This is a genomic window from Bacillus sp. NPDC077411 (assembly GCF_044543425.1).
Lineage (GTDB): Bacteria > Bacillota > Bacilli > Bacillales > Bacillaceae_G > Bacillus_A > Bacillus_A bruguierae.
Genome location: NZ_JBITWA010000006.1, coordinates 161,797 through 178,108 on the forward strand (window position 1 = coordinate 161,797; position 16,312 = coordinate 178,108).

General features: G+C 38.4%; 16 protein-coding genes. 2 read left to right on the top strand and 14 right to left on the bottom strand.

Translation table 11 applies throughout. From position 1 onward, the window contains the following. Positions 1–2: 2 nt before the first annotated feature. From ACIGHG_RS10695 to ACIGHG_RS10725, 7 genes are all read right to left on the bottom strand, one after another. Positions 3–650, bottom strand: a complete 648-nt coding sequence (locus ACIGHG_RS10695) for an O-methyltransferase (protein WP_336471163.1) — start codon at positions 648–650, stop codon at positions 3–5. A 197-nt stretch (positions 651–847) separates the two neighbouring features. Then, positions 848–1,918 carry an endolytic transglycosylase MltG gene (gene mltG / locus ACIGHG_RS10700; RefSeq protein ID WP_336471162.1) on the bottom strand — a complete coding sequence of 357 codons (1,071 nt, stop codon included), beginning with the start codon at positions 1,916–1,918 and terminating at the stop codon, positions 848–850. A 230-nt stretch (positions 1,919–2,148) separates the two neighbouring features. Then, positions 2,149–2,436, bottom strand: a complete 288-nt coding sequence (locus ACIGHG_RS10705; protein WP_090916807.1) for a DUF1292 domain-containing protein — start codon at positions 2,434–2,436, stop codon at positions 2,149–2,151. A 12-nt stretch (positions 2,437–2,448) separates the two neighbouring features. After that, positions 2,449–2,862, bottom strand: coding sequence for a Holliday junction resolvase RuvX (ruvX, locus tag ACIGHG_RS10710; protein ID WP_090916809.1), 414 nt, complete (start codon positions 2,860–2,862; stop codon positions 2,449–2,451). Positions 2,863–2,865: 3 nt separating this feature from the next. Continuing rightward, a complete protein-coding gene (locus tag ACIGHG_RS10715; protein ID WP_035434175.1) occupies positions 2,866–3,132 on the bottom strand; it encodes an IreB family regulatory phosphoprotein in 267 nt (88 codons plus the stop codon). A gap of 73 nt (positions 3,133–3,205) precedes the next feature. Next, the gene (gene alaS, locus ACIGHG_RS10720; RefSeq protein ID WP_396548390.1) at positions 3,206–5,848 is read right to left on the bottom strand and encodes an alanine--tRNA ligase; all 2,643 of its coding nucleotides are present in this window, start codon (positions 5,846–5,848) and stop codon (positions 3,206–3,208) included. 484 nt (positions 5,849–6,332) lie between these two features. Then, positions 6,333–7,409, bottom strand: coding sequence for an AI-2E family transporter (locus ACIGHG_RS10725; RefSeq protein ID WP_336471414.1), 1,077 nt, complete (start codon positions 7,407–7,409; stop codon positions 6,333–6,335). Positions 7,410–7,606: 197 nt separating this feature from the next. Between ACIGHG_RS10725 and ACIGHG_RS10730 the strand changes: the two genes are divergently transcribed. Beyond that, on the top strand, positions 7,607–7,822 hold the full coding sequence (locus ACIGHG_RS10730; RefSeq protein WP_336471160.1) for a hypothetical protein: 216 nt from the start codon (positions 7,607–7,609) through the stop codon (positions 7,820–7,822). 238 nt (positions 7,823–8,060) lie between these two features. Here the strand turns inward: ACIGHG_RS10730 and ACIGHG_RS10735 are convergent, their stop codons facing one another. The 7 genes from ACIGHG_RS10735 to cymR all read right to left on the bottom strand — a co-directional run bounded on the left by ACIGHG_RS10735 (position 8,061) and on the right by cymR (position 14,355). After that, the gene (locus tag ACIGHG_RS10735) at positions 8,061–8,189 is read right to left on the bottom strand and encodes a YrzQ family protein (protein WP_090916815.1); all 129 of its coding nucleotides are present in this window, start codon (positions 8,187–8,189) and stop codon (positions 8,061–8,063) included. Positions 8,190–8,206: 17 nt separating this feature from the next. Then, positions 8,207–8,395, bottom strand: a complete 189-nt coding sequence (locus ACIGHG_RS10740) for a hypothetical protein (protein ID WP_020060848.1) — start codon at positions 8,393–8,395, stop codon at positions 8,207–8,209. 108 nt (positions 8,396–8,503) lie between these two features. Beyond that, positions 8,504–10,834, bottom strand: a complete 2,331-nt coding sequence (gene recD2, locus ACIGHG_RS10745; protein WP_336471159.1) for an SF1B family DNA helicase RecD2 — start codon at positions 10,832–10,834, stop codon at positions 8,504–8,506. Positions 10,835–10,853: 19 nt separating this feature from the next. Further along, complete coding sequence (locus ACIGHG_RS10750) at positions 10,854–11,510, bottom strand: tetratricopeptide repeat protein (protein ID WP_090916820.1); 657 nt, start codon at positions 11,508–11,510, stop codon at positions 10,854–10,856. A 115-nt stretch (positions 11,511–11,625) separates the two neighbouring features. After that, positions 11,626–12,741, bottom strand: a complete 1,116-nt coding sequence (gene mnmA / locus ACIGHG_RS10755; RefSeq protein WP_336471413.1) for a tRNA 2-thiouridine(34) synthase MnmA — start codon at positions 12,739–12,741, stop codon at positions 11,626–11,628. 4 nt (positions 12,742–12,745) lie between these two features. After that, positions 12,746–13,903 carry a cysteine desulfurase family protein gene (locus tag ACIGHG_RS10760; protein ID WP_396548394.1) on the bottom strand — a complete coding sequence of 386 codons (1,158 nt, stop codon included), beginning with the start codon at positions 13,901–13,903 and terminating at the stop codon, positions 12,746–12,748. Positions 13,904–13,938: 35 nt separating this feature from the next. Then, positions 13,939–14,355: a cysteine metabolism transcriptional regulator CymR gene (gene cymR, locus ACIGHG_RS10765; RefSeq protein WP_090916825.1), complete on the bottom strand. Its 417-nt coding sequence runs from the start codon at positions 14,353–14,355 to the stop codon at positions 13,939–13,941. A 503-nt stretch (positions 14,356–14,858) separates the two neighbouring features. Here cymR and ACIGHG_RS10770 point away from each other — a divergent pair. Beyond that, positions 14,859–16,142: a replication-associated recombination protein A gene (locus ACIGHG_RS10770; protein WP_336471157.1), complete on the top strand. Its 1,284-nt coding sequence runs from the start codon at positions 14,859–14,861 to the stop codon at positions 16,140–16,142. Positions 16,143–16,312: the final 170 nt, after the last annotated feature.

A 16,312-nucleotide genomic window follows, 5' to 3' on the forward strand; every position in this document is an offset into this window, starting at 1 on the left:
TGTCACCCTTTCTTTTTACTCACTGCTACTCCGTCACCAATTGGGAAGATGGTTGTATCATATCCTTCATGATTCATGAGCCACTCGTTATACGTTTTAATTCGTCTAATTAAACCCCGTGTACGTCTATTTTCAATGTGTTCCTTTGTCGTCACAAGACCGTGATATAATACATTATCTGAAATAATGACGCCGCCAGGATTTAATAACGGCTCATATATATCGAAAAAGCGACGATATTGTCCTTTTGCTGCATCAATAAAGATAACATCAAATGTGCCATGTTCTTTTACTTTCTCCCCTGTTTCTAAAGCATCTCCAAAAATAACAGAAATGCGCTCTTTTACTGGGGAACGATTTATATATTCAAGTGCTTTTTCATATCGATCTGTGTTTCGCTCTACTGTCACAATGCTTGAATTTGGAATGGCTTGCATCATGCGGATGCTAGAATATCCAATTGCTGTACCAAGTTCTAATATGCTCTTTGGCCCAATTAAACGCAAAAATTGCAACATAAATTCCATGCCAAGGCGATCCATAATTGGTACGTGATGCTCACGTGCATACTGTTCCATCTCAAGAATGAGCTCATCTTTTGGATCGATAAAAGACAGCAAATATTCACAAACTACATCTTGTTGCTCCATAGATAGTCCTCCTTATCGCATGGAGAAGTAAAAAAGAATATTGTCTCTATGTGGACAGAAAAATACAAGCCCGCTCTATCCTTAGCTTGTACGTCCCGTTTCTATATTAAAAACGATTCTTCTACCAGTTTTTAACCCGGTATATTTTATCATAAAAAAGAGGGATATGCGAATTTTTCTCGCTTCCCTCAAAAAATTTACGATTGCTTTTGTGTAATATATTTTTGTTTTAACGCGTTATGTTCTTCTAATGTCTTAGCGTAGTACACTTGGCCATCTGGTGCCGCCAAGAAATAATAATAGTCTGTTTGTGCAGGTTCAAGTGCTGCCTGTACTGATTTTACACCAGAATTCGAAATTGGTCCAACTGGTAACCCTTTTATAACGTATGTATTATACGGAGAGTTTACTTTTAAATCATTATATAATACACGCTCTTTATGTTTACCTAATGCATATAACACTGTTGGATCTGTTTGCAAAGGCATTCCTTTCGCTAAACGATTATAGAACACGCTTGCAATTTTTTGACGATCTGTATAACCTGTTGCTTCTTCTTCAATAAGTGAAGATAAAGTTAATAATTGATGAACATCCCACTTTTTCTCTTTCATCTTCTGTTCATTTTCAACAATGAGCTTGTTTGTTTTCTCTAACATTGAAATAATAATTTCTTCTAACGTTAGGTCTTTTTTATAAAAAGAATACGTTGCTGGATATAAATATCCTTCTAATGGATATTTAATATTTGCATCAAAAATTTTATTTGTTAATAAAACAGGGTATTTCTGTTGTAATTTTTGTACAAACGCTTTATCGTTTAGTTGGCGAATAACATCTTCTTTATTCCATTTCAATTCCTTTGCAATTGTATCTGCAATTTCAACAACTTGTGCGCCTTCTTTAACTGTCACTTTATAAACAACTGGACGATGTACATTACCTGATGACATTTGTCCCATTATTTCCTCTACATTCATCGATGGGTTTAACAAATATGTACCGGCTTGTAAATTTTTTGATTTCATTTTTGCATAAAAACTAAATATAGTCCCGTTTTTCACAATTCCTTTGTCTTCCAAAATCTCTCCAATCTTACTTGTAGAAGAACCTTTTGGAATTTCCACTTCAATTTCCTGTTTACTTGCTGTATTTAGTGGTTTTAAAGCTGATGTAACATACGCATATGCACCACCGCACACAACAAGCAATGCAATGAAAATGACCGCAACTACTCGTATTCGTTTTTTTGTTTTCCTTTGATCCACTACCGTACTTCCTCCTTACTCCCAATTATAGACTGCACGGGCCTACCCTATACAAAATCTACGGAATATTAAAAAACATGTCTACCGTTAGACATGTTTTTTCTTTTTTCTACAATCTGTACTATTATACTACAAAGAACGGTATGCTTTCGATAAAAAAATCTTTCATTTACCTTACAAATCAAACAAACTGATTTCAATATGAAATCAGTTTGTTTGTACTTACCATATTACTCTTCTTCGCCTTCTTCTTCATCAGCAAGAGTGTTAAACATTTCTTGTACCATTTCCCACTCTTCTTCTGATTCGATTGGAAGTAATGTACCGCCAGACTCATCGTCATTTTGCTCGTAAGCCATAGCATCGTAAATTGGGTCTCCATCTTCGTCAACTTCACCGATTGGTGAGAATACTACGTAAGATTTTTTACCGAATTTCTCAGCATCAAAAGTGAAAATAATTTCACATAGATGTTCGTTACCTTTTTCGTCAACAATTGTAATTTGATTTTCTTCCATTATGGTCACCTCTTATTTGCTATCTAAATATCCTTGTAAAATCACGACAGCTGCCATTTTATCAATGACTTGCTTTCGTTTTTTTCGGCTCACATCTGCCGAAATGAGCAGGCGCTCTGCTGCCATTGTTGACAAGCGTTCGTCCCACAGTACAACTTCTAATTGCACAAGCTCATGCAATTTTTCTGCAAATTGCTGACAAGCTTCGCCGCGCGGACCGATTGTTCCATTCATGTTCTTTGGCAATCCTACTACTATCTTGTCCACATTGTACTGTTTTACTAATTCAGAAATACGATTAAAACCAAATTCTCCTCTTTCTTCGTTAATTTTAATCGTTTCTAAACCTTGCGCCGTCCAGCCCATCTCATCGCTTATTGCAACACCAACTGTTTTTGTACCAACATCTAAACCTAATATACGCATAAACTACTCCTCACGATGATGTTTCAAGTAAGACTTTACGAGCTCCTCAATCAATTCATCACGTTCTAGCTTACGAATAATATTGCGAGCATCTTTATGACGAGGTATGTATGCCGGATCGCCGCTTAATAAATAACCGACGATTTGATTAATCGGATTGTATCCTTTTTCTTGAAGTGCATCATACACAGTTAATAGTACGTCATTGACATGGACATTTTGTTTTTCTTCTTGGAAGTTAAACTTCATCGTTTTATCGAATCCGTCCATTTTAAGCACCTCACTTTACTAGGTATAGGGAGAAAAATATTCCTTCTCCCTACTATTGTACACTACTATCTCTTTATTTTGAAACAGATTTAACGTACTCTTCTACAAATACAAGTGCATCCTCTACTTGTGCTGGGTTTTTACCGCCAGCTTGTGCCATATCAGGACGACCACCGCCGCCACCGCCGCAGCGAGATGCCACTTCTTTCACAAGTTTACCAGCATGGTATCCTTTTTCAATTAAATCTTTCGTTACACCAGCAAGAATGTTAACTTTATCATCATTTACAGCTGTAAGTACAATAACTGCGGATTGTAATTTATTCTTTAAATCATCCATCATCGTACGTAAGTTGTTCATATCTGCAACATTAACTTTTGTCGCAAGTACATTTACACCAGCAATTGTACGCACTGCATCTGTTAAGTTACCAGCTTCAATGTTACTTAGTTTTGCTGCAAGAGATTCGTTTTCTTTTTGCAGTTGTTTTACTTCAGTAAATAAGCCATCCACTCTTGTTAAAATGTCTTTCGGATTTGTTTTCATTTTGTTTGCTGCTTCTTTTAATAAACTTACTTGTTCGTTCATTAATTCATATGCAGCTTTTCCTGTTACTGCTTCAATACGACGCGTTCCTGCTCCAATACCAGATTCAGCAACAATTTTGAAAATACCGATAGATGCTGTGTTATCTACGTGGCAACCGCCGCAAAGCTCTAAGCTATAATCGCCTACTTGTACAACACGTACAACATCTCCGTATTTTTCACCGAATAGGGCCATTGCACCCATCGCTTTTGCTTCTTCAATTGCTTTTTGAGAAATATCTACTGTGATACTTTCCCAAATTTTCTCGTTTACAATACGCTCAATTTTTTCAAGTTCATCAGCTTGTACTTGACCAAAATGAGAGAAGTCGAAACGTAAACGTTCTGATGTTACTAGAGATCCCGCTTGGTTTACATGTCCACCAAGAACATCTTTTAATGCTTGATGCAGAAGATGGGTTGCTGTATGGTTCTTCACTACCTCCCCACGGTTTTTCGTATCAATTACCGTTTTTACTGCCGCATCTTTCGTTAATGTTCCTTCTTCTACAACTACTTTGTGTAAGTTTTGGCCATTTGGCGCTTTTTGCACATCTTTTACAAGTACTTTTACGCCATCAGCAAGAATGTAACCACGGTCCGCAATTTGACCACCGCTCTCAGCATAGAATGGCGTTACATCTAACATTAATTGTCCTTCTTCACCAACTTGCAGGCTATCTGTGAACTCACCATTCTTCACAAGTGCAACAACATTACTTTCTGTCCCAACTGTATTGTAACCAACAAATTCGCTCGCTACTTTAATTTCACCAAGAACGCCGCCTTGTACTTGCATAGAATCAACATCTTGACGAGCTGCACGTGCGCGCTCACGTTGTTTTTCCATTTCTGCTTCAAAACCTTCATGATCAACTGTCATGCCAGCTTCTTCTGCATATTCTTCTGTTAACTCAACCGGGAATCCGTATGTGTCATATAGACGGAATGCATCTTCGCCAGAAATAACAGTTGATTTTTCTTCTTTTGCTTTTCCAATCACTTCAGCTAAAATTGCCTCGCCGTCATGAAGTGTTTCATGGAAACGCTCCTCTTCATTTTTCACAACGCGTGCAATGAAATCTTTCTTTTCCAGGACCTCTGGATAGAAGTCTTTCATTACTTCACCAACTACTGGTACTAATTCGTACATAAATGGACGGTTAACGTTTAATTTCTTCGCATAACGTACAGCGCGGCGTAATAAACGACGTAATACATAACCTCGACCTTCGTTTGAAGGAAGAGCTCCATCTCCAACTGCAAATGTTACTGTACGAATATGGTCAGCGATTACTTTAAATGCTGTATCTTGTTCATGGTTACCAGCACGGTATTTTTCACCAGAAATAACTTCTGTTGCACCGATAATTGGCATAAATAAGTCTGTGTCAAAGTTCGTTGGCACGTTTTGTACAACAGATGCCATACGCTCAAGACCCATCCCTGTATCAATGTTTTTCTTTGGAAGCGGCGTATATGTACCGTCAGGGTTATGGTTAAATTGTGAGAATACAAGGTTCCATACTTCTAAATAACGCTCATTTTCTCCGCCTGGATATAATTCTGGATCGCTAAAATCATTACCGTAAGCTTCTCCGCGATCGTAGAAAATTTCTGTGTTCGGTCCACTTGGGCCTTCACCGATATCCCAAAAGTTTTCTTCTAAGCGAATAATGCGCTCTTTTGGTACACCCATTTTTTCATGCCAAATCGTAAATGCTTCTTCATCTTCTGGATGAATGGTAACAGATAGTAATTCTTTATCGAATCCAATCCATTTGTCGCTCGTTAAAAACTCCCAAGCCCATGTGATTGCTTCTTCTTTGAAGTAATCACCAATTGAGAAGTTTCCTAACATTTCAAAGAATGTATGGTGACGAGCTGTTTTTCCTACGTTTTCAATATCGTTTGTACGAATTGATTTTTGCGCATTTGTAATGCGTGGGTTTTGCGGAATTACGCGACCATCAAAATATTTTTTCAGCGTTGCAACACCACTGTTAATCCATAAAAGTGATGGATCTTCATGCGGAACTAATGATGCACTCGGTTCTACTGCATGTCCTTTTTCCTGGAAAAAATCTAAAAACATTTGACGAATTTGTGCGCCTGTTAAGTGTTTCATATGTATTTCCTCCTTCATTAAAATCAATTAAAGTGAAACTTTGATAAGTGGGGGGCTTCTTCCTCCACTTATCATTAGCCCCCACCTATCTCCCTCGCATTTTCTTAATCTTGAGGTGGGGGATTTACTGCTCGTTAATGCGGGATAAAAAACAAAAAACTCCCGTCCCCTATAACAGGGACGAGAGTTGACTCGCGTTACCACCCTGATTATGAAATAAAAAGCGGAAGTGTCTCATTTTTAGACACGACAGCTAAATTGCATATCATAACAATATGCATATATTTCATCACCTCAAGTTGCCGTAACGTGGCAAGACGGCAGGAATTAGCTGCTCTCAGGAATAGCGTTCTGTTACCCTTCATTTGAAGCTTCTTACAGCCTAAGGAAGCCTCTCTCTGCAAAATGGACTGTAACATACTCGTTCCGTCATCAATTTAACATATACTATATGCCCAAATTGTAGCGAATCCATTTCCATTTGTCAATGTTTCCAAAATGGCTTAGTATGCACAATGATCGTACGAAGAATTGCTAGAAGGGGAACGGATAATAAAAGCCCGACAATGCCGCCAACTTCTCCCCCAATAAGTAGCGCAAGCATAATAACAACTGGGTGCATTCGCAGCGATCTTCCCACAATATACGGAGATAGTATATTACTCTCAACAAATTGTAAAATCGCAAGCGCAATGCCAGCTTTAATGACTAAATTCGTCGATACTGTTGCAGCAATCATTAATGTTGGAATCGCCCCTAAAATAGGGCCGAAATACGGAATAATATCAGTAACTCCAACAATAATTCCTAAAAGCAGTGGATATTTCATCCCGATAAACCAAAAGGCTAGTGCAGAAACCCCTCCCAAAATTAAACAAACAAATAATTGGCCGCGAATATAATTCCCAAGAGACTTATCAATTTCTTTTGCTAACTGTTGCCCATCCTTACGCCATTTGGTCGGTATAATCTTCCAAAAAATACAATAAAACTCTGCGTAGTCTTTCAATATATAAAATACGATAAATGGAATTAAAAAAATAATAAGAAGCGAATCAAGTATTCCTCTTGCTGTACTCATTACTTTATTTAAAAGCGCTTGTATCTTCCCTTCAATCCCTGTAAATATTTGCTTCACTTTCTCATTCACGAACTCAGGAAAATTTTCAGTTTGCTCTGTTACTCCATCCGTCCACGTTTCATACATATTTACAATTTGCGGGAATTGTTCGTTCATTTCTTGGAGCTGTGCAATAACGGCTGGTGTTCCTTTATACACACCGTACCCAAGGCCCCCAAAGAAAAGAATATAAATGAGTAAAATGGCAATTGTACGCGGCATACCTTTTTCATGCAATTTTTCAATAAGCGGGTGCAGCAAATAAGCAATAAAGCAAGCGATGAGAAATGGTGTAATAGCAACCTTAAACACAAATAAAATCGGTGCCCAAAGCGGCTTAATTTTCAAAAAGACAAGTAAACATAAAAAAATCAGCAATAATAATCCTAACCGATAGATCCAAATAATTTTAAGATTCTTCAACAGAAAAACCTCCTCTATTTCTTAGTTTGAAAAGAAATGGAGAAGGTTATGTGTAAAAATTAAAAAACCTTGCCGCGTTGCAATATTTTTGTAGGTATTCTTATTGTTTTGTAGAAGAATACATATACTTAAAATAACAAGCACCATTTCATGCGCTATTACGCATGGATGGGCAGTAATATCCCAATTCGTTCCACAAAGTTAGGGGGAATACGATGGTTTGGTTGATGCTAGGTCTTTCCGCACTTTGTATGCTATTAGAATGGGTATGTATTTGTCTTGGCATTTGGAAGGGATTTTTCATTCCCTCTTCAAATCAAGAACGTGCCAGGCATCTCTGGCATTATGGCATTTTAGGACTTGGCTGCTACGGACTTTCCCATCTCTTCTCCCAAATCGGACTGTTTTATCTCCATACAAGTACATATTGAACTACCCCCACCTACAGTTTCGCGCTTGAGATGGGGGTCTTCTCGCTAGATATGATAAAGTGAAACTTTAATCAGTGGGGGTTTTCTTTCCATTGATTATCAGCCCTCACCAATCGGGCTTTTACGGGAAGTAACTTCTTTGCTTTCGCTGAATTTTGAGGCGGGAGTATTACTGCCCGCAAATAGCGAAAAAAAAGCTCCCTAAAATTAGGAAGCTTTTTCGCATGTATAATGTGAATTATAAATAGGACCGAAGCATTTTACGTGCTCTTTTCATATTTCGTCTTGAAAATACATCTTGCTTACGTGCATATTGATATGCTGCTGCTCCTATACCTAATGCAATTAATGATGAACGCAATTTCAAAGTTAACACTCTCCTTATTAGCCGATTGTTCGTTCATTCTCATCAAACAAATCATCTAAAGAACTTAATGAACCATCTTCTTCGACTTGATGTGTATGAATTTTCCCCTTTGAAATCGATAATTCAATAAAACAGTTCCAGCAATAATATTGATTCACACCGATTTTTCCAATATCTTTCCCTTTACAGTTTGGACAACTAAACATATGGCGTTCATCTCCTTACAATCTCCCGTATTCTATTACGCCATTATGTCCAAACTGTATATGTTTATACACGAGAAGAACTGCATTACACTATATAATTTCACCTCATCACATAAAATCATACGGTGAAATGTTTTCCACATCGAGACCTTCCGCAGTTATAACCTCCGTTACTTCTGTCTTTCCTTGCAGGCGGTTGCATAATGTAGTTTGACGAAGCGCGTCATCAAGGCGACTTACGCCAGATTGAAACGCCGATTCTTCGCCGCAAATAATTAAAAACTTTTTACTGCGTGTAATCCCTGTATAAATTAAATTACGGCGCAGCATACGATAATAACTTTTCACAACAGGCATGATTACAATTGGAAATTCGCTTCCTTGTGATTTATGGATCGAACAGCAATATGCGTGTGTAATTTGATTTAAATCTGCTTTTGTATAGGTCACTTCGATACCGTCAAAAGAAACAACAACCATATCTTGTTGTTCCACGTTTTCTTTCGCATAAAACACCGACACAATCTCACCAATATCACCGTTAAACACTTGACTTTCCGGTTGATTGACAAGTTGAAGCACTTTATCTCCATTCCTATACACAACTTCGCCATATGCGATTTCTTTTCTTTTTTCTTTTCTCGGATTAAATACTTCTTGCAGCGCTTCATTTAACGTATTAATACCCGCTGGTCCCTTGTACATCGGAGCTAACACTTGTACATCTCGCGCACTAAATCCTTTTGTTTTTGCGTTTTCACACACTTGCTTCACAACATCCACAATTTGAGTTCCTGTACATGTAATAAACGAACGATCTTTCTTGTTTTGGGTTACATCAGAAGGTAGTACACCTTTTTTAATCGCATGAGCAAGCTGAATGACAGATGAATCTTCTGCTTGTCTATAGATTTCCGTAAGCTTTACCGTCGGAATAACGCCCGCTTCTAATAAATCTTTCAACACTTGTCCAGGACCAACAGATGGCAATTGATCTTCATCTCCAACAATGATGACCTGAATCGTAGATGGCAATGATTTGAACAATTGATTCGCAAGCCAAATATCAACCATGGAAAACTCATCAATAATAAGCAGTTTCCCTTTAACAGGATCGTGCTCATTACGTTGAAACGATCCTTCCGGTGTCCATCCAAGCAAACGATGGATCGTACAAGCAGGCAATCCTGTTGATTCACTCATACGCTTTGCCGCTCTTCCTGTCGGTGCTGTTAATAGAATAGGGAACGGATTGTCATCACTATAATCCTTCGGGTCTAATGATAAACCGTGAAGAGAAGCATACATTTCAACAATCCCTTTAATAACAGTCGTCTTTCCTGTACCAGGTCCACCTGTTAAAATCATCATTGGCTTATAAAGAGCTGTTTGAATACCTTCTTGCTGAAGCGGTGCGTATTGCACGCCAAGTTGTTCTTCAATTTTTCCGAGTGTTAACAACAGCTCTGATTCAGGAAAGGAAGGAAGTTCTTCTTGGCCAAGTAAACGATTAATGGAGGCTACAACACCTTTTTCAGAATAGTACAAGGAGGCTAAATATACACGCTCATCTTCTATAATAATTTTACCTTCTCCTTGCATCATTTCCGCACATTGCAAAACATCTTCTTCTGTAACAGCCATTTCCTGGTTATTTAATAACTCCATTGTTTGCTGCACTAACTGCTCTCTTTTCATATATACATGACCTTCTTGCAGCGACACGTGCTCTAATGTATAAAAGCATCCTGCTCGTACACGATCAGCATGATTACCAGAGATACCAAGCGCTCGTCCAATATCATCAGCCCGGCCAAAACCAATACCATCTACCTCTTCAATAAGCTGATACGGATTATTGCGAATGACTTCCAGTGTCATTTCTTTATACTGTTGATAAATTTTAATAGAAAGCTTCGTTCCAAACCCATAACCATTTAGAAAGCTCATCACTTTTTCAAGACCTTGATGTTCAATAATCGTCTCGTATATTTCTTGTGCTTTTTGCTTATTTACAATCCCGTCCAAAGCTGCGGGATCATCCATAATTTTTGAAATCGCATGTTCACCAAGATGATCAACAATCTTTTCTGCTGTTCGTTTCCCGATTCCTTTAAATAAATCACTCGCTAAATATTGCACCATTCCTGCTTTTGTTTGTGGCAATTCCTTTTTAAACGTTTCAATATGATATTGTTTCCCGTACTTTTGATGATCTTTAAAATGACCCGTTAGTGTAAACACTTCATCTTCATGCATTCGGGGAAAGTGACCTGTTATCATGACCTTTTTTTCGTCATATGTTTCATTCGTTTCAATAATTTTCATACTGACAACGGAATAGAGGTTTTCTTCGTTGTGGAAAATGGTATGAAGAACTTGCGCTTTTATAAACTTTTGCTCTTCCTCAAACAAATCCATTGCATGTTGATTTCCCATTTTGCCCCCTCCTTCCATTTTATGCGTCTTGCTCTAGTAAACGAATGCCATTACCTGCTAAAAAGTGATCTGGCTGAATCGCTACAGCTTTCTTAAACATCGCAAGCGCCTTCTCACGATTTTCTTCAAACGCATACACAACACCTAAATTATAATATGCATCTGCATGTTCTTCATCAAGCGCTACAACTTGTTCAAAATAAGGTTTTGCTTCTTTTACATGCTCTAGACGCGCAAAGCATAATCCGCATTGGAAAATGGCTTCAACGTCATTTCCATCTAACTCAGCTGCACGTTGGAAAAACGGCAGTGCTAAACGGTCGTTTCCAAGCTGCACATATGTAATGCCAAGCATAAACGATACATCTCCTGTCTGTAGTCCCGCTTGCATCGCCTTCTCAAACGCTTCTTTCGCCTCTGCAAAAAGTTCTTGCTGATAATATATATTTCCTAGTCCATAGTATGCTGTAGCAGATTTCTCATCTAATTCAATCGCACGTTTATAAAAAGCAATGGCACGCTCACTGTCTCCTAATGCATCTAATAAATTTGCAAAGTTAATATAACCAAGTGCATCTTTTGGATTTTCCTCAATCGCCTCAGTAAAATTCTTTGCTGCTTCTTCCCAGTTTCCTTCTTGCATATATTGAATGCCTGTTTCAAGCTTGTTTGACATTTATCCTTCACCTCTACAACAAATTATAACAAAGAATCCATTTTCCGAGCGAACAAAAATTCGCGTTTATCTAAAAAGAAACCTCTGACCGATACAAGGCAGAGGTTCTTCTTTCTTATCCTAAATAATCAAGTTTCTTACCATTACGATATACGTCATCAATTGTCGCACCGCCTAAGCACTCATCTCCATCATAAAAAACAACTGCTTGTCCTGGCGTAATCGCACGAATTGGTTCATCACAAAGAATGCGAATTGTATTCTCATCCACGATTTGAACCGTTACACCGTTATCCGCTTGACGATAGCGGAATTTCGCTGTGCATGCAAATTCTTTTTCTTTCGGCTTATCGCTTACCCAACTTACATTTGTAGCAAATACTTCGTCACCATATAACAGTTCATTATGGAATCCTTGCTCTACATATAAAATGTTTTCTTTCAAGTTCTTCCCAACAGCAAACCATGGATCACCATTGCCGCCAATACCAAGGCCATGACGTTGTCCAATTGTATAATACATTAACCCGTCATGTTTCCCTTTCACTTCACCAGATAATGTTTGCATCTTACCTGGCTGTGCCGGCAAGTAATTGCTTAAAAAGTCTTTAAAGTTACGCTCGCCGATAAAGCAAATACCTGTGCTATCTTTTTTCGCTGCTGTTGCTAAACCAGCTTCCTTCGCCATTTCACGAATTTGCGGCTTCTTTAGCTCACCAAGCGGGAACATTGTTTTTGATAATTGGTCTTGACCAAGTTGATTTAAGAAATATGTTTGGTCCTTATTATCATCAACGCCGCGCAGCATTTTATATTCACCATCTATATACGCTACACGTGCATAGTGTCCTGTCGCTACATAATCTGCGCCAAGCGCCATTGCATGTTCTAAAAATGCTTTAAATTTAATTTCTTTATTGCACATTACATCTGGGTTCGGTGTACGACCAGCGCGGTACTCATCTAAAAAGTACGTAAATACTTTTTCCCAATATTGCTTTTCAAAATTGACTGCATAATACGGGATTCCAATTTGGTTACATACTTCAATGACATCGTTATAGTCTTCTGTTGCTGTACATACGCCGTTTTCGTCCGTATCATCCCAGTTTTTCATAAAGATTCCGATTACATCATAGCCTTGTTTCTTTAATAACATTGCTGCTACAGATGAATCGACGCCACCGGACATCCCGATGACAACGCGTGTTTCGTGAGGTAGTTTGTTCATCATGTCACCCCCTATATTCATTTTGTGTTAATCGCTTCACGATCTTCACTGTTTCGTACGCTGCTTTTTCGACTTGTTCTTTCGTATTTCCAAAACCGAAGCTAAAACGTACGGATGAACGTATTTTATCGGATTCTTTTCCGAACATCGCTACAAGCACATGTGACGGATCAATAGAGCCGGCTGTACAAGCAGATCCACTTGAAACTGCAATTCCTGCTAAATCTAAATTCATTAAAAATGACTCAATATGCATTCCTGCAAAACTTACATTTAACACATGTGGCAGGCTATGTTCGAAGCTTCCGTTTACCTCGAAAGTAATGTTTTCGTCTTTAAAGACAGATATTATTATATCTTTAAATCCCTTGTACTGGGCAATTTTTTGCTCACGAGTTTGTTCTGCTAATAAAATAGCTTGCCAAAGCCCAACAATTCCCGGCACATTCTCTGTACCAGCGCGGCGTTTCCGCTCTTGCTCTCCGCCTGTTAATAGCGGTTCAAACTTTACATGCTGCCCTGCATATAAAAAGCCCACACCCTTTGGACCATTAATTTTATGTCCCGAAATTGACAATAGATCAATGCCAAGCTCTTTCACATCAATTGCTGTTAAACCGTATGCTTGTACTGCGTCTGTATGAAAGTAAGCGCTGTGTTCTTTTAATAGAGCACCAATTTTCGCTACCGGTTGCACTGTACCAACTTCATTATTTCCAAACATAATAGAGACAAGAATCGTTTGCTCTGTTAATGCCGCTTGCAAATCTGAAATGCGAATACGCCCTGTTTCATCAACAGGTAAATACGTCACTTCAAACCCTTCCCGTTCTAGCACATTACATGTATGCAAAATCGCATGATGCTCAATTGCTGTCGTAATAATATGATTTCCTTTTTTACGATTCGCACGAGCTACGCCTAAAAGTGCTAAATTATCAGCCTCTGTACCGCCGCTTGTAAAAATAATTTCATTTGGATTTGCATGAATGCTGCGCGCACACGCACGTCTTGCTTCATCCACTGCATGACGGCCTTGGCGCCCAAAGAAATGGATGCTTGACGGGTTACCAAATGCTTCTGTCATATATGGAATCATCTTTTCGACTACTTCTGGGTGAGCCGGAGATGTCGCAGCATGATCTAAGTAAATGCGTTCCATAATATCTCCTTCTTTCCAAATCGTTACACACGGAATTAGATATAAAACATATAACCGCCGTTGTTTTCTTCTTCATAGCGTACTAAATCTTCTAACGTTGTACTATCAAGAACTTCTTGCACCGCATCACGAACACGTATCCAAAGTTGACGCTGTGCTGGTTCTTCTTCATCCAACATTTCTACTACGTTAATCGGACCTTCTAATACGCGGATTACATCACCTGCCGTAATGTTAATCGGTTGGTCTGATAATACATAACCACCATATGCACCGCGTGTACTTTTTACAAGGCGAGCATTACGAAGCGGAGAAATTAATTGCTCTAAATAATGCTCAGATAAATCGTGCGCCTGCGCAATCGATTTTAATGAAATAGGGCCTTCTCCAAACTTTTTCGCAAGATCGATCATAATTGTTAAACCGTAACGGCCTTTTGTTGAGATTTTCATATATGTAGCACCTCTTTTCAAGTCTTTCGCTTCTACTTGGTTCGTTATTCTTTTATTTAATAGGAAAAACACTCTCTGAAATCAAAATCCTTTGAAATTATAGCATAATATAGTATGATAAGGAATTTCAACTTTTCTAACAGAAATGATAACATATAAATATACCAAATAACTCGGAATTTATATAAATACAAATTGAAAACCGGCAGAAAAGCATTTTTTTAAATGGCCAGGGAGGGACTGGCTATGTATAGGAGCGGTCAGGGCCTTTTCCTGCCACATGCAAAGTTTGAAAACAAAGAAAGACAGCAAGGTGCAGGCCCATTTTTATCTTCATGGCAGTAATCTATATGCCGAAAAATGAAAATAACTTTCTATAGGTAATAAGGGACATATTTTCACTGGAATAATGCCCCTTATCAAACTTCTAAATTAAATGTATGGCTGAGTAGTTACAATGAATTTATATATAACGGGAACAGTCACTTAAGGAGAGAGAACATATGAAACAACCACTCGCACATCGAATGCGTCCGACCAATATTACAGAAGTGATCGGACAGGAACATTTAGTGGGCGAAGGCAAAATTTTATGGCGGATGGTACAAGCAAAGCATCTACAATCAATGATTTTATACGGACCTCCCGGAACAGGAAAAACATCAATTGCAAGCGCCATTGCCGGCAGCATCGGTATGCCTTTTCGTCTATTAAATGCCGTTACTCATAATAAAAAAGATATGGAAGTTGTTGTCCAAGAGGCAAAAATGCATCGTCATCTCATCTTAATTTTAGATGAGGTGCATCGGTTAGATAAAGGAAAACAAGATTTCCTGCTTCCTCACCTAGAAAGCGGGCTCATTACATTAATTGGGGCAACGACAAGCAATCCATTTCACGCGATTAATTCCGCTATTCGGAGCCGTTGTCAAATTTTTGAACTACACGCTTTAACAGAAGAAAACCTTTTACAAGGATTAAAACGCGCTTTAACAGATAAGGAAAAGGGGCTAGGAGAATATAACATAATCGTAACCGATGAAGCTCTACGTCACTTTGCAAACGCAAATGGCGGTGATATGCGCTCTGCTTATAATGCACTTGAGCTTGCTGTCTTATCTAGCTTTTCAACAAATGAAGAAACAGTAGAAATCTCACTTGAAATCGCTGAAGAATGTTTACAAAAGAAAAGCTTTGTACACGACAAAGGCGGCGACGCTCATTACGATGTATTATCGGCTTTCCAAAAATCAGTGCGCGGAAGTGATGTGAATGCCGCTCTTCATTATTTAGCTCGCCTTATTGAAGCTGGTGACATGCAAAGCATTGGCAGACGATTACTGATTATGGCATACGAAGATGTTGGACTTGCAAACCCTCAGGCTGGGCCTCGTACACTTGCAGCCATCGAATCCGCAGAACGCGTTGGCTTTCCAGAAGCTCGCATTCCACTAGCAAATGCGGTCATTGAACTATGCTTATCACCAAAATCAAATTCAGCATATAAAGCGCTCGATGCAGCACTTCACGACTTACGAAATGGACAAACAGGTGATGTTCCAGCTCATTTAAAAGATAGTCACTATAAAGGGGCCGAATCGCTCGGCAGAGGAATTGGCTACCTCTATCCGCACGATTATCCAAATGGATGGGTTCAGCAACAATACTTACCAGATAAAATAAAAAACAAGCAATACTATAAACCAAAAACGACTGGTAAATTCGAGCAAGCACTTGCTACTGTATACGAACGACTGCAAAATTCGCATCAAAGTAAATCAAAATGATAATGTTACTATTCAAATAAGAGATTAGGAAACCTTAACGAAAAAGGTTTCCTAATCTTTATGGATGTATAAGCCATTCATAAATGTTTCAAAATCTACTATAGCTGTATTGATTATTAATCTTATATTCTTTTACTTTTATTAGGCAATAATATAAAGAGGGTATCTTC

What these genes read in the sequence shown, in the direction of transcription:
- ACIGHG_RS10715 (WP_035434175.1), bottom strand. Translation starts at nt 3,132, where the DNA reads ATGGACGGATTCGATAAAACGATGAAGTTTAACTTCCAAGAAGAAAAA.
- ruvX (WP_090916809.1), bottom strand. Translation starts at nt 2,862, where the DNA reads ATGCGTATATTAGGTTTAGATGTTGGTACAAAAACAGTTGGTGTTGCA.
- recD2 (WP_336471159.1), bottom strand. Translation starts at nt 10,834, where the DNA reads ATGGGAAATCAACATGCAATGGATTTGTTTGAGGAAGAGCAAAAGTTT.
- ACIGHG_RS10770 (WP_336471157.1), top strand. Translation starts at nt 14,859, where the DNA reads ATGAAACAACCACTCGCACATCGAATGCGTCCGACCAATATTACAGAA.
- ACIGHG_RS10695 (WP_336471163.1), bottom strand. Translation starts at nt 650, where the DNA reads ATGGAGCAACAAGATGTAGTTTGTGAATATTTGCTGTCTTTTATCGAT.
- cymR (WP_090916825.1), bottom strand. Translation starts at nt 14,355, where the DNA reads ATGAAAATCTCAACAAAAGGCCGTTACGGTTTAACAATTATGATCGAT.
- ACIGHG_RS10705 (WP_090916807.1), bottom strand. Translation starts at nt 2,436, where the DNA reads ATGGAAGAAAATCAAATTACAATTGTTGACGAAAAAGGTAACGAACAT.
- ACIGHG_RS10750 (WP_090916820.1), bottom strand. Translation starts at nt 11,510, where the DNA reads ATGTCAAACAAGCTTGAAACAGGCATTCAATATATGCAAGAAGGAAAC.
- ACIGHG_RS10760 (WP_396548394.1), bottom strand. Translation starts at nt 13,903, where the DNA reads ATGGAACGCATTTACTTAGATCATGCTGCGACATCTCCGGCTCACCCA.
- ACIGHG_RS10730 (WP_336471160.1), top strand. Translation starts at nt 7,607, where the DNA reads ATGGTTTGGTTGATGCTAGGTCTTTCCGCACTTTGTATGCTATTAGAA.
- ACIGHG_RS10740 (WP_020060848.1), bottom strand. Translation starts at nt 8,395, where the DNA reads ATGTTTAGTTGTCCAAACTGTAAAGGGAAAGATATTGGAAAAATCGGT.
- alaS (WP_396548390.1), bottom strand. Translation starts at nt 5,848, where the DNA reads ATGAAACACTTAACAGGCGCACAAATTCGTCAAATGTTTTTAGATTTT.
- mnmA (WP_336471413.1), bottom strand. Translation starts at nt 12,741, where the DNA reads ATGAACAAACTACCTCACGAAACACGCGTTGTCATCGGGATGTCCGGT.